Annotated in this window: 20 protein-coding genes; 9 read left to right on the forward strand and 11 right to left on the reverse strand. The window is 44.0% G+C overall.

The features are described 5' to 3' along the window. Window positions 1-22 precede the first annotated feature (22 nt). The 4 genes from nfsA to IPL34_RS16395 form a co-directional block, all read right to left on the reverse strand. Window positions 23-769 (reverse strand): oxygen-insensitive NADPH nitroreductase, encoded by a 747-nt coding sequence (nfsA, locus tag IPL34_RS16380; protein ID WP_296842549.1) that lies wholly within the window; start codon window positions 767-769, stop codon window positions 23-25. Between the two features lie 141 nt (window positions 770-910). Then, the gene (locus IPL34_RS16385) at window positions 911-1,996 is read right to left on the reverse strand and encodes a TRAP transporter substrate-binding protein (RefSeq protein ID WP_296842550.1); all 1,086 of its coding nucleotides are present in this window, start codon (window positions 1,994-1,996) and stop codon (window positions 911-913) included. Between the two features lie 60 nt (window positions 1,997-2,056). Then, the gene (locus IPL34_RS16390) at window positions 2,057-3,769 is read right to left on the reverse strand and encodes a TRAP transporter large permease subunit (RefSeq protein WP_296842552.1); all 1,713 of its coding nucleotides are present in this window, start codon (window positions 3,767-3,769) and stop codon (window positions 2,057-2,059) included. A 42-nt stretch (window positions 3,770-3,811) separates the two neighbouring features. After that, complete coding sequence (locus IPL34_RS16395; RefSeq protein ID WP_296842553.1) at window positions 3,812-4,405, reverse strand: TRAP transporter small permease subunit; 594 nt, start codon at window positions 4,403-4,405, stop codon at window positions 3,812-3,814. A 184-nt stretch (window positions 4,406-4,589) separates the two neighbouring features. On the opposite strand from IPL34_RS16395, the gene IPL34_RS16400 reads away from it, so the two are divergent. Genes IPL34_RS16400 through IPL34_RS16410 form a run of 3 tightly spaced genes read left to right on the forward strand, consistent with a single transcriptional unit; the run spans window position 4,590 to window position 6,542 of the window. After that, window positions 4,590-4,784 (forward strand): hypothetical protein, encoded by a 195-nt coding sequence (locus IPL34_RS16400; protein ID WP_296842554.1) that lies wholly within the window; start codon window positions 4,590-4,592, stop codon window positions 4,782-4,784. A gap of 58 nt (window positions 4,785-4,842) precedes the next feature. Beyond that, window positions 4,843-5,667: a Fic family protein gene (locus IPL34_RS16405; RefSeq protein WP_296842555.1), complete on the forward strand. Its 825-nt coding sequence runs from the start codon at window positions 4,843-4,845 to the stop codon at window positions 5,665-5,667. Beyond that, complete coding sequence (locus tag IPL34_RS16410; RefSeq protein ID WP_296842557.1) at window positions 5,664-6,542, forward strand: DMT family transporter; 879 nt, start codon at window positions 5,664-5,666, stop codon at window positions 6,540-6,542. The genes IPL34_RS16405 and IPL34_RS16410 overlap by 4 nt, the downstream gene beginning before the upstream one ends. Here IPL34_RS16410 and IPL34_RS16415 read toward each other — a convergent pair. After that, window positions 6,523-7,068 (reverse strand): DinB family protein, encoded by a 546-nt coding sequence (locus tag IPL34_RS16415; protein WP_296842558.1) that lies wholly within the window; start codon window positions 7,066-7,068, stop codon window positions 6,523-6,525. The genes IPL34_RS16410 and IPL34_RS16415 overlap by 20 nt on opposite strands. A gap of 121 nt (window positions 7,069-7,189) precedes the next feature. Between IPL34_RS16415 and IPL34_RS16420 the strand changes: the two genes are divergently transcribed. Together IPL34_RS16420 and IPL34_RS16425 are read left to right on the forward strand one after the other, a co-directional pair. Next, the gene (locus IPL34_RS16420; protein WP_296842560.1) at window positions 7,190-7,858 is read left to right on the forward strand and encodes a DUF3299 domain-containing protein; all 669 of its coding nucleotides are present in this window, start codon (window positions 7,190-7,192) and stop codon (window positions 7,856-7,858) included. A gap of 155 nt (window positions 7,859-8,013) precedes the next feature. Next, window positions 8,014-8,646: a CoA pyrophosphatase gene (locus IPL34_RS16425; protein WP_296842561.1), complete on the forward strand. Its 633-nt coding sequence runs from the start codon at window positions 8,014-8,016 to the stop codon at window positions 8,644-8,646. 31 nt (window positions 8,647-8,677) lie between these two features. On the opposite strand, the gene IPL34_RS16430 is transcribed toward IPL34_RS16425, so the two are convergent. From IPL34_RS16430 to IPL34_RS16440, 3 genes are read right to left on the reverse strand one after another with little or no spacing between them, the layout of a single operon-like run. Then, window positions 8,678-9,757 carry a hypothetical protein gene (locus IPL34_RS16430; protein ID WP_296842562.1) on the reverse strand — a complete coding sequence of 360 codons (1,080 nt, stop codon included), beginning with the start codon at window positions 9,755-9,757 and terminating at the stop codon, window positions 8,678-8,680. A gap of 4 nt (window positions 9,758-9,761) precedes the next feature. Continuing rightward, window positions 9,762-11,120, reverse strand: coding sequence for a cytochrome c peroxidase (locus IPL34_RS16435; RefSeq protein ID WP_296842563.1), 1,359 nt, complete (start codon window positions 11,118-11,120; stop codon window positions 9,762-9,764). Beyond that, the gene (locus IPL34_RS16440; RefSeq protein WP_296842564.1) at window positions 11,121-11,537 is read right to left on the reverse strand and encodes a FixH family protein; all 417 of its coding nucleotides are present in this window, start codon (window positions 11,535-11,537) and stop codon (window positions 11,121-11,123) included. Between the two features lie 645 nt (window positions 11,538-12,182). Between IPL34_RS16440 and IPL34_RS16445 the strand changes: the two genes are divergently transcribed. Then, window positions 12,183-13,022 carry a transglutaminase family protein gene (locus IPL34_RS16445; RefSeq protein WP_296842566.1) on the forward strand — a complete coding sequence of 280 codons (840 nt, stop codon included), beginning with the start codon at window positions 12,183-12,185 and terminating at the stop codon, window positions 13,020-13,022. Between the two features lie 71 nt (window positions 13,023-13,093). Here IPL34_RS16445 and IPL34_RS16450 read toward each other — a convergent pair whose 3' ends face one another. Beyond that, a complete protein-coding gene (locus tag IPL34_RS16450; RefSeq protein ID WP_296842568.1) occupies window positions 13,094-14,110 on the reverse strand; it encodes a lytic transglycosylase in 1,017 nt (338 codons plus the stop codon). A gap of 332 nt (window positions 14,111-14,442) precedes the next feature. Between IPL34_RS16450 and IPL34_RS16455 the strand changes: the two genes are divergently transcribed. Further along, complete coding sequence (locus IPL34_RS16455) at window positions 14,443-14,829, forward strand: YchJ family metal-binding protein (RefSeq protein WP_296842569.1); 387 nt, start codon at window positions 14,443-14,445, stop codon at window positions 14,827-14,829. Window positions 14,830-14,861: 32 nt separating this feature from the next. On the opposite strand, the gene IPL34_RS16460 is transcribed toward IPL34_RS16455, so the two are convergent. Both IPL34_RS16460 and miaB read right to left on the reverse strand, forming a co-directional pair. Next, window positions 14,862-15,929: an FAD-dependent oxidoreductase gene (locus IPL34_RS16460; RefSeq protein WP_296842571.1), complete on the reverse strand. Its 1,068-nt coding sequence runs from the start codon at window positions 15,927-15,929 to the stop codon at window positions 14,862-14,864. Continuing rightward, entirely contained in the window at window positions 15,926-17,293 is a 1,368-nt protein-coding gene (gene miaB, locus IPL34_RS16465; protein ID WP_296842572.1) for a tRNA (N6-isopentenyl adenosine(37)-C2)-methylthiotransferase MiaB, read from the reverse strand. The genes IPL34_RS16460 and miaB overlap by 4 nt, the downstream gene beginning before the upstream one ends. Window positions 17,294-17,433: 140 nt before the next feature. On the opposite strand from miaB, the gene IPL34_RS16470 reads away from it, so the two are divergent. Continuing rightward, window positions 17,434-17,850 carry a hypothetical protein gene (locus IPL34_RS16470; RefSeq protein WP_296842573.1) on the forward strand — a complete coding sequence of 139 codons (417 nt, stop codon included), beginning with the start codon at window positions 17,434-17,436 and terminating at the stop codon, window positions 17,848-17,850. A gap of 74 nt (window positions 17,851-17,924) precedes the next feature. Next, a complete protein-coding gene (locus tag IPL34_RS16475) occupies window positions 17,925-19,082 on the forward strand; it encodes a Fic family protein (RefSeq protein WP_296842574.1) in 1,158 nt (385 codons plus the stop codon). The last annotated feature ends 358 nt before the right edge of the window (window positions 19,083-19,440 follow it).

A 19,440-nucleotide genomic window follows, 5' to 3' on the forward strand; every position in this document is an offset into this window, starting at 1 on the left:
TTAAAGCGCCTTGCGCACTGAGCTAGCGTTTAAAAAACCCGCGTGCTTGTAAAAAGGACAGCATATGAGCGCGACATTTACCATAAATAGCTTGATAAGTCTGAGTAGACCAATTACTAATGCGCTGATTACTCGCACGAGCGGCGTAATAGTGTTGCAGCGTTTGATCATAAGTTTGAATGACTTGCGGCAAACGTGCGCTATCGTATTGATCACGATGTAAAATGGCACTCACCGGTAAACGCGGCTTTACGGCTGGATCTTGATCAGGCCAACCTAGGCACAAGCCAAATACTGGATAAACTAACGCTGGCAACTCTAGCACCTCACTCACGGTAGCAATATTATTTCTAATGCCACCAATACAGACACCACCCAAGCCCACAGATTCCGCTGCGGTTAATATATTTTGGGCGAGCAAAGCCACATCAATAGTCGCCACTAAGCTATGCTCAGTATATCCCTGCCACGTTTCACCTTGTAACTCACCACAATAATTAATCCGTGTCAGATCCGCACATAACACTAAAAACTCAGGCGCTTGCCTGACCCATGCTTGATCACCCGCTGCGGTGGCAATAGCTGAACGTTTAGCGGGATCAGTAACTTGAATAATGGAATAAGCCTGTACAAAACTAGAGGTGGGGGCTGCTTGACCACAACGAATGAGTAATTCTAATAATTCGGGGGCAATAGACTCAGGGGTATAACGCCGAATCGAGCGGTGTTTAAGGAGTAATTCAATGGTGGGATTGGAATACGTTGACATAACTAATCTCATTACAAAGACTTGACTAAGATTAGCATGTTAAGACTAAAGGAGATAAAACTCTCCTTTAGTCGTACACATTTTTATACAAAGTCTTAGTTGCTCATCAGCTCTGTTAGCAACTAGACTTTTTAAGCTTGCTTAGAGCTTTTGTGACTGCATATAGCTATCAAAACCAAACTCAGTGACACGGAACCATTGATTCATATCACGACGGGCAATAGCGAAGTCAGCATAAATTTTCTTCCAATTAGCATTCTTCTCTGATAGTTCAGCATATAACTCTTCAGAGGCTTTGAACGCTGCATCCATAATATCTTTAGGCATTTGTTGCAGTTTCACGCCTTCGGCAATGAGTTCTTTAATCGCTTTAGGGTTACGTGAGTCGTATTTAGCTTGCATTTCCACATGAGCATAGGTCGAAGCGGCTTGAATAATCGCCTTATTCTCAGCGGATAAACCTTCATAGGCTTTACTATTGACATACAGCACTAATTGTGGACCACCTTCCCACCATGCAGGATACATATAGTTTTTAGCAACCTTGTGGAAACCTAACTTTTGGTCATCATAGGGACCTACCCACTCAGTCGCATCAATGGTGCCTTTTTCCAGCGCTTGATAAATCTCACCGCCCGGAATATTTTGTGGCACGCCTCCAATGCGCTCTAGTACTTTACCGCCAAAGCCCCCAATACGCATTTTCAGACCTTTAATGTCCTCAAGGGTTTTGATGTCTTTGCGATACCAACCGCCCATTTGTGCGCCGGTATTGCCCATCGGGAAGTTAACGATATTGTAGTTTTTATAAAACTCACGGAACAGCGCTAAGCCATTACCATCGTAATACCATGCATTCATTTGGCGTGAGTTCATGCCAAACGGAATGGCGCAATCCATCGCAAAGGTTTCATCCTTACCAAAGAAATAATAAGGCGCAGTATGGGCGCACTCTACAGTGCCTTGTTGTACACCGTCCACCACACCAAACGGAGGCATTAACTCACCGCCCGGATGTACAGAAATTTCAAACTTACCGCCCGACATTTCTTTTACTTTGGCTGAAAAGGTGTCTGCTGCACCATAAATAGTATCTAACGCTTTGGGGAAACTAGACGCCAAACGCCAACGAATTGCTGCACCTTCTGCACGTACTGCTGGAGCAACCCCTGTCGCTAGAATACCTGCTAAACCAGCATGTTGAATAAATTTACGTCTTTCCATCATATTCTCCTCATCACTCAATTAATTTAAATGAAATCGAATCCATTTGTTCCAAGCAAGCGCTTATTTATTGTCCTTAAGCATTTTCATCAGCGGGTCTTCATCCGCTGCAGGAGCATCATTGGAATACCCCCCCGTACCATAACCAGTAGGTACATTAATCTCTATGGTATTTAAATCAACTTCTACTTTTTTATCGAGGTTACCGGTCACTAACTGCGGAAACGCAATGATCAGACCAATCATGACCACCTGAATCACAATAAACGGTATGACACCACGGTAAATTTCTGTAGTGGCTACAGGGGCAATTTCTTTACGGGTAATACGATCCAGATAAGGTTTCACGGGCGCGACACTGCGATAATAGAACAATGAAAAACCCACCGGAGGGGTTAAAAACGAGGTTTGCAGGTTCATCGCTAGCATGACCCCTAACCACACTAGATCAATATTCAACGCAGTCGCTACGGGAATCAGTAATGGGATAACAATGAAGGAGATTTCAAAGAAATCTAAGAAAAAGCCCAAGATAAACACTAACAGATTCACAAAAATCAGAAAGCCAATCATGCCACCGGGAATTAGGCTAAACATCTCATGAATCCACTCTGGACCATCGACACCTTGGAAACTCAAACTGAATACCGTTGCGCCAATCAGGATAAAGAGCACAAAACTAGACAGTTTAAGGGTTGACTCCATCGCCTGCTTTAACTGTTCTAAACCTAAACGCCGTCTAAACAGTGCCAGCAGCAAAGCTCCCACCGCCCCCATAGCACCACCCTCGGTGGGAGTAGCCCAGCCTAGGAAAATAGTCCCCAACACTAGGAAAATTAGAGCTAAAGGCGGGATGAGTACAAAGGTTACCTGCTGCGCCATTTTGGACAATAAGCTGATTTTGCCTTGGGTCACAACACCTAACACACGATTAATCAGTGCTAGTACGAAAGCCACTCCAATCCCCACTGCCATGGATAACACTACGACATTATCCAAAGACTGCCCACTGAGTTGAGTCTTGGCATAAAGCACCGCAACAAGGGTAGATACCACAATCAAAATCCACAGTGAGGTATAACCGGAATGACCTTTTTCATCACGGAATACTCGTGCCTCAACGGGTAATGCGGGCGCTGCCTTAGGCTTAATCAGAGTGACAATAATAATCCACAGAATATATAAACCAATCAGTGCTAAAGCGGGAAATAATGCACCTCGATACAGATCACCCACACTGCGCCCTACTTGGTCTGCAATCACAATGAGTACCAAAGAAGGCGGTACAATTTGGGCTAAGGTTCCCGATGCCACAATGGCCCCACTCGCCAACCCTCGGTCATAGCCATAGCGCATCATAATCGGTAAGGAAATCAAACCCATTGAGATAACTGATGCAGCCACTACACCCGTGGTCGCTGCTAGTAACGAACCTACCAAAATAACCGCAAAGACTAAGCCACCGCGTACCGCACCAAACACCTGCCCAATCGTTTCTAGCAAGTCCTCGGCCATGCCCGATCGCTCAAGTATTAGCCCCATAAAGGTAAAGAAGGGAATGGCTAATAAGGTATCATTTTTGAGAATACCAATAATCCGTAAGGGCAGCGCATTAAGCAGTGACTCCATGCCGGGGACACCCGCCCATACGGCTAGCCAACCGAAAAAGAGTCCGCAGGCTCCTAAAGAAAAGGCTAAGGAATAGCCCATAAGCAGAAACAAAATCAGCCCACAGAACATGATAGGGGCAAAATTGGCAACTAAAAATTCTATCATCTGATCCTCGACCGTGGTGGTTACTTAGGCAGTCCTTAGGGATTATTTTGGACTTTGTGCTAATTGCTGTTGTTGGATGTGTTCGGCCAAAGCGACTTCAACGCTCACCTCTTTCACCTCGCCCGGATCGGGACATAAGCCTTGCAAAAAGCCAATGCGCTTAATCAGCTCAGAAAGTCCCTGCAAACCCAACAGAAAAAAGCCGATAGGCACTAGAGCATAAACCGGCCAGCGGATCAGTCCTCCAGCATTTTCGGACATCTCACCTGTTCTATACGCTTGCATTAGGATGGGGAATATTTCAACGATAACAAAGTAAACCAGAGGGAATAAAAACACCACAATCCCAAAGATTTCTATTTTGACTTGAGTAGGGCGGGAAAAGCGCGAGATGATGACATCAATTCTCACATGCCCTTGTTGCAGCATGGTATAGGAAGCACCTAATAAGAACACGGCAGCGAATAAATACCATTGTGCCTCTAGATAGGCGTTGGAGCTGGTATTGAATAGCTTGCGGATAATGGCATTGCCTGCACTGATCAAGACCATCAGCAATACTAGCCACATTACGGTACGACCTATCCAGTAATTGAGCTTGTCAATTGCGGATGACAGGGACAACAACCCATTCATACTGTCTCCTCCTCTTTAATCTGTGCTGCCTAGACGGATTTTCATTGGTTTTGTTGCCAAAACAATACGCTTGCATCCTACTGTACTCGTTACTTATTGGCAATGTAATCGTGCTGGTATGTTTTAGGCATTACAAGTACTTAAAAGTAGGCTTGTTTCGCTCGGTGGGTATCGTAAGTGAAGCATGAGGCGACATAACATCCGTATTTTTACTGATTTTTTGGATTATTTTGAGGTTATAGCCCGTTTAAGTGATGGTAAGCATTCATCGCCTGTCACTTTGACCCCACCAGAACACACCCAAATCGACGGTCGACACCAACTACTCACCATCCTACTAAAAAAGCTCGAAGACTGGATGGGTGGGAATAATCCTTAATAGCTGCTTATCGAGTAAGAGGCTACAATCGCATAGCCTTATTGCAAAAGTGTAACCTATGCCAAATCATTCCTACGCATTCCAACTCTCAGATCAGTTAAATAGCAAACTGACCGCTATTGATGCCGCACAAGCCGACATCCAACGCTTGCGTGCTCAATACCCTGACCGCTGGCAACCTATCCAGCAAAAGCTCCGTGCTGAATGGACGTATGACAGCAACGCCATCGAAGGTAGTACCTTGACACTGGGTGAAACCATTTTCTTTTTGCAGGAAGGCTTGACGGTAGAAGGCAAACCCTTTAAGGATTTTCTCGATGCTCGCAATCATGCTGAAGCTATAGACCTGCTATTTGACGTGGTAGCCCAAAAGCGCCCTATTAGCGAAAGTCTAATCAAAGAACTCAATGCGTTACTACTGGCGGGCGTACAATCTACTCCAGCACTAAACTCGCAAGGACAACGAGTACAAAAACCTGCTACCCCCGGACAGTACAAATCACAACCCAATCATGTATTACAACAAGATGGCTCTATTCATCATTACATCGAACCCTTGCAAGTACCTTTAGAAATGCAGCTATTATGCGACTGGGTGAACACTAATTTAAATCTACTTCATGCCGTCATCGTGGCTGGGGTTGCACATTACAATATGGTGCGGATTCACCCCTTCGATGATGGTAATGGACGTGGGGCGCGGATATTGATGAATCTGATTTTGCTCATAAAAGGCTATACCCCCGTGATTGTGCGTAATACCCAAAGACGTTTTTACCTACAAGCCTTAGCAGCAGCGGATAAGGGCAACCTTGCACTCTTTTTAGCATTTATTGCAGACTCTATGCTCGATACTCAACGCATGATCTTGGCGGAATTATGAAATCATCCCCTTTCCTTGGCTACTGGTTAGCTTTAACCGGAGTGCTGGTCTTATCGCCTGATGCGTTACTCATTCGCCTATCGGGTGACGATCCGTGGCAAATCAATGCATGGCGCGGCACACTCAGTGGCTTAATGCTATTGGCTTACTGCTATATCGCAGGTGGCTTTAATTTAACTAAGGCACTGCAACCTGCGGGCATACCGGTCATCCTAGGCGTTATTCTAGCTACCGCTTTTTCAGCGCTGGGGTTTATTTACGGCATTACGCACGCCAATGTCACCGATGTATTAGTCATTATTGCCTTTGCTCCTTTATTAAGCGCCCTACTCTCCGCTCTCTTTCTACATGAAAAAGTACTATTGCGTACTTGGATAGCCACCCTAGTCTGTGGGATAGGCTTAGCCATTTTACTCAGTCAAACCAATCAACACAGTAGTATGGGAGGTTGGTTAGGTGCTTTTATTGCAGCCTTAGGGCTAGCGGCACAATTCGTCTTGCTACGTAGTCGCCCTAAAGCCGATCTGACGGCTGCCATTGGTTTAGGCAATATCTTAAGTGGCTTTATCGCTATGGGGCTTGCGAGTACTTTAGCGCTGCACAGTATGCCGCAGTTGTTGAGTATTCTAGGCACAGCTCTGCTAGTGATTCCCCTCTCGTTTATTTTATTTGCCGCCTCCTTGCGCTCTATCACAGCGGCTGAAACTTCGCTCATTATGCTGATTGAATCGGTATTAGGCTCGTTTTGGGTATGGCTCTTTTTAGGGGAATTGCCCTCGCTTAATACGCTACTAGGAGGGCTATTGGTACTCAGTACCTTAACTATTTATGGTCTACTCACCTTGCGCGATCATCCTAAAGCTCAGGCTCATTAGGCAGCGTTAAAAGCAGATCCGTTTCGCCAAAATCCAAACCCTCTTGTGACAATAAGGTGGTAATTTGCCCACGATGATGCACTTGATGCGTAAAGAAGTGCATTAATAAATTAATCAACTGCCTGCGATAAGGCGTACCCTCCATACTGCGATAAGACAAAGCTAAGGTGAGCGTATGCTCGTCCAGATGCTTGATCCATTGCTCGATCACCTGATCTAGCTCGCTACGCTGCCTCCATAGTGTGTCAAACTGCTCATAAACCAGTTGGTTTAAGCGCTCTGGAATGGGAAAAGTGCTTAATGCGTCACTCAAAGAATAAGCACAAGGATGCTGAGCAAAACGGCGTAACCAGATCAGATCGCCTACTAAGATATGATTAAACGATCCTAGAATCGAGCCAAAAAAGGCTTTTTTATCCCTATTTAGGCTTTCATCCGGCAATTGTCTTGCCACCTGATACAGTTGGCGATTCATCCAAGTGTTATATTCGGCTAAGAGCATTAATTGAGCTTTCATCTTATCCATTCGGTGCAATGCTAATACTCCATGATATCAATCCCCTGCGGGACTAGTCAGTAGTAATCTAAACCCACTCTAGGCACAATACTGTTACGATTGTCATACATAGTTAGGATGGCTGATATTGATGCGTACTGTTTGGCTCGGCACTTTATTCGTACTAAGTACTTTAGTCCTAAGTGCTTGTAATGAAGACACTAATACCACTAGCACTGCTCCCACGACCTTACCCACTAATGCACCTGCTGTAGGGACTAAAATTGCCGATGTGGTTAAAAGCACCACACAACCACAACCCGATGGTGAATACACTGAAATCGCTTGGGAAGATTTAGAGCTACCCGGTCAAGGGATGGCAGAGGTAATGAAAAAATATGAATCCGTACTCAATAGCACACCAGAGGGTGATAAGAATGAAAATGCCCTACTGGAAAAAATGCAGTCCGAATTAAATAATTTGCCGGTAAATCCTGCTTTAGACGGTAAAAAGATTAAACTGCCGGGCTATGTCACCCCCTTAGAGGTGAATAACCAAGATAGCCAGCTCAAAGACTTTTTATTGGTTCCTTATTTTGGTGCATGTATTCACGTACCACCGCCCCCGTTAAATCAGACCTTATTAGTTAAGCCCTTGGCGGGGAAAAGCTTACCTATGAGTGAGGTCTATAATCCTGTCTGGGTCTATGGAACGCTTAAGGTAGAAACGGCTACCACCAGCCTCGCGCAAGCGGGCTATCAAATTATTGATGCTCAAGTCATGCCTTATGAAATGGACACTACTAAGCCTGAGTCTTAACCAATAGTGATGATGGCATAAAACTTGATTAGCAACCTAATAAATAAGTAGTCGATGACTTTAAAATGAGGTACTTAACCCTGCAACTTTAGCTACTTATTTGACAAAGACTGCACTACAGTATAGGTGCATTACATCACGCTAAGAGGAGGCCTATGTCCGTTTGGAACCAACTGAGCAGCTCTGCAATTGCTCAATGTTTATTAAAGGCTGGCACTATTACTTCTGACCTGCCACCTGAACATTTACAACATCTAAACCACCGTGAGGCAGGCGTGCTGATTCCTTTAGTACGCTATCAAGACTCATGGCATATTTTAATGATCCGCCGCACTGCTTCAGAGCGCGATTACCACAGTGGACAAGTCGCTTTTCCGGGGGGTAAAAAAGAACCAAGTGACCCCAGCATTATTGACACCGCTTTGCGGGAGGCGCATGAAGAAATTGGCTTACACCCTAACGCTGTTCAAATACTAGGGCAACTGCCCTCACATTACAGCGTCTCTGCTTATCGCATTACCCCTATTATTGGAGTGGTGCAGTGGCCTTATGATCTAGTACTCGCACCCGATGAAGTAGCCCGCGCTTTTACTATGCCACTGGCGTGGCTCGCTCAAGCTCAGCATCATGAATTTCGCCTACGTACTTTACCTTCAGGGCATACCGTGCCGGTAGCCTTCTTTCAGGTCTATGATAATGAACTACTCTGGGGCGCAACCGCTAAAATGGTCTTATCGCTGATCCATGCTCTGCAAACTAATTGTCCCGCACTGATGAATGAAGCTTAATATCTTTAAGCTTTTCATTCCCACTCTTAAGCTAAATAAACCCGCCATACATGGCATTATGCAAACCATAATAAGCCACAATAAACAGCGCTAGTGCTGCATAGAAGGTCAATAAATTACGTAGATTAAACCAACTTTGTGGGGCAGTTTGATTAAAGAACCACTCATTCACCGGTAAAGGTCCTTTTAATAGCATGATCAGTAAAATAAAATTAACCGGCCAGTGTCCAATAGCATCCATTTTGCCAAAATAGATATTGCCTGCACTAATCAATAGATTAGCTAAGAGCGCTAATAGCAACATACCTTTATGACTAAACAATAACAGCATAAATAGCGCAAACTCGACGATTGCTGCCGCCATAATAAAGAAATCACGATCTAACCCCATAGTTAAATGAGGATATTTAGCTAAGAATTGGTAAAAAGCATCAGGATAGGCTACTTTTTCAATGGCCGACCATAAAAAAGCAAACACTAAACAAAAATATAATAGTGCATAGCGTTGAGTATCAAACCATTCACGCAGTACTGGCAAGCCAGAAATAATTAAATAAATGCCCAATCCAAGAACAAAAAAATAATCTAAGCAATGAAAAATACCATACTGCCACACCGCATAAGCATATAATATAATCAGCCCTATGCCTGCCACACTTAAAGTCAATTCAAATAACATAGCAAAGGCAATTACTAGCTGTAAATAAGCTACCCAATCTGCATCTTGATAAGTTAATTCTGGGGCTAAAATACTATCGCCAGTAAGCCATAAGATTAAACAATAAATGCCCGTCCCAATTCGTGCAACTGTTAAACCAATATCTTGATGTTGATTAAAAAAATGATTAGCAATAGTAAAATTTTTAGGTACTAAGTTACTTAAAAAATAATCCACTGCTCCAAATAAAATAATACCCCATGAGGCGATAATTAATAAAATAGGTACATAACGTCGTGCCGGATGAGAGCCTAAAGGTTGAAGGGCATCCTCTACCTCCATATCCACAAACCATTTCACATGAGCTAGGGCATAGTCTGAGCCAAAAGTGATTAAAATAAGTAAAAATACCCCGAAGCCGAGTGGCTTGTACCAAGAAAAAAATGAGTTCATAACACTAGGGTTGAGCACTTAGGGTTTGTAGAAACTTCACCAGATATTGTTGTTCTTGTGTCGTGAGTCCCAGAGGTTTTAATACTTCTTCGGCATGATGGCCTCGTGGTTGGATCTCATTATAATGTTTTATCACTGCTTCCAAGGTAGAAAAGCGACCATCGTGCATATAGGGTGCTGAAGTGGTTAAGTTGCGTAAAGTAGGGGTCTTAAACGCTGCTCGAAACGGAACCGTGCTCACCGCATTCAAAAGCTGCATACGATTAGGTTCGCTGCTGTGATGATCTGCATAAGGACTACTACTATTAAACGGGTTTTTCAGCACTTGTACTATCCCACTAGCACGTCCCATATCGGTGGTTTTATTCTCAAAAAAAATGCGATGAAACTCACCATCACTCAAATTAAAACCAAAATGACACTGAATACATTGCGCTTTACCGACAAAGAGCTTCAGCCCCTGCTGCTCCTCTGCGCTGATAAAGTTATTATCAGGTGTAATTTGTCCCTGATCCGTGATTAGCTGATCGACAAATTGATCAAAACGTGTAGCCGGACTTTCAATCGTCATTTCAAACGCCGCTATCGTCTTCATTAAGTTGATTGCAACGTGATTAATACTCTGACGCACGGTGGCAGGCAACTGAGTCCATGCCTGATACACACTGTCCTCGGCAGCGACTAGGGGCTCATTAATAGGTCGAGGCTTAGCTCGTAGGGGTAAAGTAGCTAGGCTTAATTCAGCCGGTAGCTCGCCAAATACCGAGCGATAGGTGGCTAATAAGGCAGGATCAGATAAAATTAAGCGTACTGCTGTCACCCTATCGCCGCGCATTTCAGCCTCATTTTCCATCGACTCCAGCGCTTGCAACCATACACTATCGGCACGACCATCCCAAAACTGCCAGCGCTGATGCCCTGTATTCCATAAGGAAGGGGTATGACGGGTTAAGGTCACACCGCGTAAGGTGATACGCGGATCAGGGGTTGACCAACCTTGTTGCGGATTATGGCACGTTGCACAGGAGGCTTTATTGTCACTCGATAACCTTAAATCAAAAAATAAATTCTTACCTAAAATCGCAGCATTAGGCTGATTAGCATAGCGATTGCTAAGGTCTTGAGCAGGAGTACGTTTGCTTAGAGTGAGATTACTGATTTGGACTAACTCAGTCGCCGTAAATTCGACTAAAGCTAGCGTAGGATCGAAACTATTAGCCGTTAAAAAGTTAGCACTGGAGGTGACATCTGCTATTGGTTCAGTCGTCTCAGTCTCAAGAGGTGATATATTAGTGACTTCTTGAGCACCTAACTGTGAGCCTATTAGCATCAGTACTAATAATACGCCCCAGTGCCTGACCATTTATTGCACCTCAACTACCAAGTTAGCCGCTTCACGCATAATGCCTTTGCTGACCGACATCGTGATAGTCCAAGCACCTGGCATATGGAACATCATACCTTCGACACGAAACTTACCTGCTCCCAATTCTTTGATGACTGGCTTTACATTCATGCCGTGATTGTGATGGGGCATACCTGCATCTAAATCTAAACTCACCTTACCGGCTACCGGTTTGCCTTCTTTAGTCGTCACAGTGACATCTAGATTGAATAGACTATTGACTGGAATCGCACTAGCCGCTTGTAATTCAATACGATAATTATCTTTAGCGGACACTACGCTATGACAGGTAGGTGCTTTGCACTCGGCTGCATTTCCCATCATAGGTAATAATAAGAACGCCAAAAGATAAGTCATTAATGATTTTTTTAACATAACACTAAGCCTTTTAATTATAATCAAACTACATTAAGAAGAATGGCGCTAACTATCCCTAGTTACCTAGAGCGCCTACTTTTTATTACAACTCCAATCTCATTAGATGCCTACAGCTAACCTTATGAATTAACTACTATAATATTTTATCAATACCCTTTACTAGGTCGTGATTAGTCTAATGATTGCAATCTTATTAGGGAAAAAATTACATGGAAGATTGTTGCAAGGCAGTATAAAAAAACTCTGTGCATTAACCCTAATTGAAAACCATTACTGATTCGATTTTTCAGATAATTGGCTAGTTAATAGGACTCATTCTTAACTAAGGCTAACTGTGCATAGATAACGCATAAGTATCTGAGAGAAAGTTATCGAGTATTTCTGGAGCAGTCTTGGCGGCACGGATGCCGCCTTGAAGCGTACAAGGATGTATTCACAGCGACTGCGGAAGGAATGCTCGATAACTTTTGAATGACTCCTATTAAACATTGAGTCATCCACTATTTTCGACGTGGTTTGAACTACACTTGAATGGGAGCGGCATTCATCCATAACCCCGTTATTCTTTAGCGGATCTGTTTTTAGTTCGCTCGCATTTAAACCGTAAATTACTTAATTACTCTGATTTATCAAGGACATCCAATGAGTACCATTCAAATTGACTGCACCTTGGACTATGAAGTGCTTAGTCCTACTTTATTTATGTTTAATATTGCGGCTACCATGAATGAATACCAATTGGTGCAAAATGAACAACTTACACTCACTCCTTATTATCCTTATGAAGCTTATAGCTTAGGGAGTCCGGCTAATCGCTCGATACGCTTTGCAGCCCCCGAAGGCGCTCTGCAAATTCACTATCAAGCTAGTGTGCAACTAAGCCATACCCTTGATCACCCTAATGAAGTGGGTGAAATACCCTATTTGAGCCTACCTCCTAACGTGCTGCCTTATCTCAATCCTAGTCGCTATTGTGAGTCCGATCGCTTAGGACGCTTAGCCACTAAACTATTTGCTGATGCACCGAGCGGCTATTATAAAGTTAAAGCGGTTCTTGATTGGGTCTATGAGAATATTGACTATATTCCGGGCAGTACTGACAGTTCTAGTAGCATCTCTGAAGTATTATTGCAGCGAGCAGGCGTATGTAGAGACTTTGCCCATTTAAGTATTGCTTTATGTCGTGCATTAGGTATTCCAGCCCGTTATGTTGCGGCTTATGCACCCGGTTTAGAACCCGACCAAGATTTTCATGGGGTATTTGAGGCATTTCTCAATGGCCGCTGGTATTTATTTGATTCCACCCGCTTAGCACCGGTGGGTAGTTTTGTGCGGATTAGTACGGGACGTGATGCGTCTGACGCCCCGTTTGCTACGTTGCTTGGTGCGGCTGAGTTAGTAAATATGGCTATTAATCCTATCGATACCGCTGTGAATAATACGCCCACTATGGATTGGGCCATTTCTACTAGCGTGCTCTAAGCTATGCATACACTCCACCAGAGTACTCAAATCATTTGAGTACTCTTACCAAACCAAGCAATTACAAAAGGTTAGCGTAGGCGTAATACGCGCCCATAGGTAATTTCATGGGGGTTATGTAAGCCGTTTAAGCGCGTCAACTGGTTAACCGATAAACCATTAGTACGGGCAATACTATAAGCGGTATCCCCTGCTTTCACGGTATAAGTGGCTCGATTAGCGCCACGAAAAGCGCGTTGATTACCCTGTATGCGCTTACCCGCTCCGCCTTCCACATCCGCCCAAGGCAAAGCAGTATTACGGCGAGCTTGTAATGCTAGAGAGCGTTGACGTAATAAGCGACTCACGCGCTCAGTACGCTTTAAACGCGGACTTAAATCCGCCACCACGGTTTTACTTGCTCTTTCCACGACTTTGGTGGGTTTACGCGGGCTAATATTATCTTTAGCTAATAACACATCCCCGCCGCGACGTAGACTAGAGGCAAAACCACTGCCAGCAAACTTATTGTAAGCCGTCATAACTTTATTCACATAACCTTGATTGCGAATAGGGCCGTGATATTTGACATTACCTTCGCCTGCATTGTAAGCGGCTACCGCTCTAGGAGTACGCCCATCATAACGATCTAATAAATACCCTAAATACTTCGTACCACCATGTACGTTTTGCCACACATTAAAACCATTAGTGACATTAAAGCGGCGTGCTGTTCCGGGCATTAATTGCATTAAGCCTTTTTCACCTGAAGTACCTACGGCACGCGTATTAAAACAGCTTTCAATGGTAATCACTGCTCCAATTAAATTAGGGCTGACCCCATATTTACGCGACGCACTAGCAATACTGCCAGAAAAATTCTCGGCTTTATCACGTAAAGCTGAACGACTTAAATTTTGACAGCCCCCTCGTGATCTGGCACGCGCACGCTGCTTATATCGAGATTTCTTATAGGGTTTAACTTTTTGATAGCTAGTGTGCTGAGCACTTTTTTTGCTAGCTGCTTGAGTAGGAGTACTAAGTACCGGAATAAAAGCAATAGAAACTGCTAGCGCAGTGGCCAGCGCCCAAATATTAATCCTGTCCATAAGACTGAGACTTCTTCCATTGAGGTTGACGAATATGACTCACAGCTAGATCGAGTTGTTAAACTAACAACACTACACTTTAACCAGTCGATACTAGAGGGGTTGTGTAAGTCATTGACTTTCAAGCTTGCTTTTTAGTTAGGGTCACGGGTTTATTCAAACTAAATTTATTAATCGCCCATTATTAGGATTGATTAAAAATTAGAGCACTTGAGCTTTAATACCCCTCTAAGCCTTGCTAGAGCTACATCGGAGACTTTTAGCAGACCTCTAGGCAAATCATTCATCTAGGGCTAAACTCAGTAAATTATTTTTTAGATTGATGAAAAAATATGCTTTGTCCTTGTCAGTCTGAGCTGAGTTATGCTCAATGTTGTCGCCCCTTGCATGATGGAAAAACGGCCCCTACCGCCCTTCAATTGATGCGTTCACGTTATAGTGCTTACGTACAACGTGATGCTGCTTATTTACACAAAACGTGGCATCAAAGCACCCGCCCTAGCCTCAAACAATTACGTCAACCAGAACCCGTAGAATGGTTAGGCTTAACTATTATTCGCACTGAAGGGGGTACTGAAAGTGACTCAAGCGGATTAGTAGAATTTATTGCGCACTTCAGCGCACAGGGCAGCACCCAGCAATTGCATGAAACCAGCCGCTTTAGCCGCGAAAAAGGTAAGTGGTATTATTTAGACGGAAATTATGCCATGAGTGAATAGATGGAGACTTACTGGTGCTTACTATCACCTCACTATAACCACTGATTCATAAAATCAGTATCAATTTTATTTTTCCACCGCCATACCCAACGACCATAAGTGCTCCAACGCCCCCATGATAAAATAGCTTGGTATTGACCACAGGCTAATAAATATAGTGAACGCTGACGAGGTTTATAAGGCAGAAGCTGTGGATTATGCTGGGTTAGTATTTGCATTATATTATGCGCCAATACTGTTCCGCCTTTTACCGCATGTACCCCAGAGCGTTGAATATCAGGGCGTGCACTAATATCGCCGATGGCTAATACATTAGGGTGTGAAATACTTTGTTGATAGGTATTGACTTGAATAAAACCATCGGATGCTAATGCCAGATTAGAGGTTTTTAACCAAGTGGGTGCTTGTGCGCCACTGGCTGCGATTATAGCTTGACTGTCTAAATGATATGGGTGGGTAAGGTGTAAAGTATTGCCTTTTACAGAATCGACTTTAGTGTAATGCAGGTGAATAGCACGTTGTTTTAATAAAGATTCGGTATTTTTAATTACCCTCTGACTATGCCCTGCTAATAGATTATTAGCGATTAAATGCACTGATGTCTGAGGTAAACGTTCACGCGCCGCAAAGGCTAGTTCTACTCCAGCAGCACCTCCACCAATCACGGTCAGTACGGGCGGAGGCTGCTCGATTAATTGCGTCCAATACTGAATAAAACCATTTAAGGGTCGAATCGGCATGACCTGCTCATTCGCCCAAGCCCCTAATTGAATTTGGCTGCCCGTATTAATGGATAGCCAATCATAAATTAATGCGGGGTGCTGTTTTAAGTGAATGACTTGGGTATTAGCATCTATGCCTATTACGGAATCTTGGATAAAGGTTAATTTAGCGCGTTTAATCCACGGCTCTAGGCGAATTTGGCATTGTTCTAGGGTGTAATAACCCATCATCCAGCCCGGAAGCATGCCGGAATAAGTTTGATATAAATCAGGATTAATCAGCACGACTTCAATGTCGGGCGCAAGGGTCTGCGCCGCTAAAGCACGCAACACCGCTAAATGCCCGTGCCCTGCCCCTATCAATACTAAGCGTTTCATGCCACCGCAATCATCTGCATGTTTAATTCATCCGCCTCAACCGCCACTATGCGCCCGCGTAATGAATTAGGTAAGGCTTCAGTAATCACGACATCGACAAAACGTCCAATTAAACGCGCATGACCATCGACATTGACCACACGATTATTTTCGGTGCGCCCAGCGATTTGTTTGTCGTCTTTGCGTGAGGTGCGCTCAATGAGAATACGCTGGGTTGTGCCCACCATTGCCGCACTAATCGCATTGGCTTGCTCTAAAATGCGACTTTGTAGACGCTGTAAACGCGCCTTTTTAGTCTCCATCGATACATCATCGGGCAAACTCGCAGCAGGTGTGCCCGGACGAGCGCTATAGATAAAGCTGAAACTATGATCAAAGCCAATGTCGTCAATCAGCTTCATGGTGTGCTCAAAATCAGCATCCGTTTCCCCCGGAAAGCCGACAATAAAATCGGAAGACAGACTGATATGAGGGCGAATGTGGCGTAATTTGCGAATTTTAGATTTGTATTCTAGTGCCATGTGATTACGCTTCATCGCCGCTAAAATACGATCTGAACCGGATTGCACGGGTAGATGCAGGTGATTCACCAATTGCGGTACATCAGCATAGGCTTGAATCAAACTGTCAGAAAACTCATTGGGATGCGAGGTGGTATAGCGAATACGCTCAATCCCCTCAATCGCGGCTACATAGTTGATTAATAAAGCTAAATCAGCAATCTCACCATCATGCATACGCCCACGATAAGCATTCACATTTTGCCCCAATAAATTAACCTCACGCACCCCTTGCGCCGCGAGTTGCACCACTTCGCTAATTACATCATCGAAGGGGCGGGAAATTTCCTCACCGCGTGTATAAGGCACGACGCAAAAGGTACAGTATTTACTGCACCCCTCCATGATGGACACGAAAGCCGTTGGACCTTCGGCGCGTGGCTCTGGCAGATGATCAAACTTTTCAATTTCAGGGAAGGAAATGTCGACCACGGGTTTGTGCGTATTGCGTACTTGTTTAATCAATTCGGGTAGGCGGTGTAAGGTTTGTGGACCAAACACCACATCGACCAAAGGCGCACGTTGACGCAAAGCCTCCCCTTCTTGGCTGGCTACACAGCCACCCACACCAATGATGACATTGGGATTGGCTTCTTTAATCGGACGCCAACGCCCGATTTGGGAGAATACTTTTTCTTGGGCTTTTTCACGGATTGAGCAGGTATTGAGCAATAATACATCTGCTTGGGTGGGGTCGTCGGTCAATTCCATGCCGTCGGCTTGTTTGAGTACGTCGTGCATTTTGGCGGAGTCGTACTCATTCATTTGGCATCCGTGGGTTTCAATATAAATCTTGCCTGCCATGCTATGCACCATCGCGTTTCATTAAGGCGCACATTATGCGGGGTGAGGGGCGATGATTCAACTTGGCTTACTTCTGACTCGCTCTAGATTATAACGTTGGTTAAACTACGCCCCACACTTTTTGCCCTTGATGATCTATTATGGACTTAATCACTTCTATCACTACTGTACTAGGTAGCATCATTGCAGTTGCCACTTTTTGGTCAGGAGTACATCAATATCGACAAAAGCTCCAGCTAGAAACCTTCAGACTTTATGCAGATAAGTATAATGAAATCATTACACCCTCTATTGTTATCAAGTGGCAATCTGCTATCCAAAGCACTGAATCTAAGAATACTTGGCATGAGTTAGAGCCAGTGATGATCAAGTACCTCAATCTGACTTGGGAGGAGATGTACCTAGTCAAGAAGGGAGTCATTGATAAAAAACTGTGGCAAATTTGGAAAACTGAAATCGATCACGTATTAAGCTCCCCTTTTGCTAAGAGTGTTATCACCCAGTGCAATTACAGTTTCCTTCAAAGTTATATCAATCATGGTATGAAAATTAGATAGCACTGTAAAACAGCTCAGAGAAGGCTCCGTCTTTGCTTTATAATGATAATTCTCTACCTAAAATAATTCCTACTATGACGACACCTTTTCCCCCACAAATCCCACTCTCACCGGATAGTCTGGACATTGTGAATTACATCAACCAGCCACTTGCTGGGCGAAAACCTGTGGGCTATCAACGGGATTTTTTGGACAGTTATCAGCCCAATATTACTTACTATCTCAATGCCTCCCTACGCCGCCAATTACACCACATGGGGCAAACCGGTACGGAACAACGCCCAGCAGGCACTCATGGTCGCGCCATTTTAAATCGGCTATTGATTGATTTATCTTGGGCATCCAGTCATTTAGAGGGCAACACTTATTCACGTCTTGATACTCGTGACTTGATTGAGTTTGGACAGATTGCACAGGGTAAAGCTCTCACCGAAACTCAGATGATTTTAAACCATAAAGCCGCTATTGAATTATTGGTGGAGAATGCAGAGGCCATCGGTTTCAACCGTTACACCCTATTGAATCTACACAGCGCCCTTGCGGAAAATCTGCTGCCCAACCCTGCGGATGAAGGACGTTTACGCCAGCACAGGGTTGAAATCAGTCATAGTGTGTATCTGCCCCTTGATATACCCGCTCAAATTGCCATGCAATTTGATTTAACCTTGGAAAAAGCGGCGGCAATTCTTGACCCCTTTGAGCAAGCCTTTTTTATTATGGTGCATCTGCCCTATTTGCAACCTTTTGCTGATGTCAATAAGCGCACTTCGCGCCTCACGGCGAATTTGCCTTTATTGCAACATAATTTATGTCCACTCACGTTCTTAGATGTACCCGAAGCGGCTTATAGCACCGCTATTTTGGGGGTGTATGAGTTGACTCGTGTTGAGTTATTGCGTGATGTATTTGTATGGGCTTATGAGCGTTCGACTCAAGAGTATTTAGCGATTAAGCAAAACTTAGTTGAGCCAGATCCTTTAAGGTTGCGCTATAGGGATGTGATTCGGTCATTGGTACAAAGTGTTATTCAACACCCTGAACAAGATGCTGTAGAGAGTATTCAATTGGGGGTGCGTCAACAAGTTGAGTTGGCTGATCAGGAGTCTGTCCGTGCATTAGTCATGGATGAGTTACGCCGTTTGCATGAGGGGGTGTTAGCACGTTATCGTTTGCGTCCCTCAGAATGGGAGCGCTGGAAAGCACAACAGCCTTATTTTAAACGCCCCGAATAGCCATTTAGCGTTCAAACACCTCAGATGAATGATGACTTAATACTGATGAGTGGTTATAATGGTGGGGTTTCAAGCTCTTTAACAATGTGATTTAGGTGATTTGCTGAAATTTTTACCACCCTAGCTTTTTTGGAGGTAAAATTTCCGCTAAGGGTCTTTGCAAGTTATTGATTCTAAAGCCTCGCTAGACACGAAGGGTTTAAACGATTGCCCTGTTTAAAAGGGATTAAGACCGTTGTAGGGGCAAAAAATTTTTTGCCCCTACGGTTTAAACGATTGCCCTGTTTAAAAAACATTTATGCAAACTTCAAGTAGGACTTGATTTTGCATAAATTGAATCAAAATAAGAGCTTAGACT

This window comes from Thiofilum sp., assembly GCF_016711335.1.
Classification (GTDB): Bacteria; Pseudomonadota; Gammaproteobacteria; order Thiotrichales; family Thiotrichaceae; genus Thiofilum.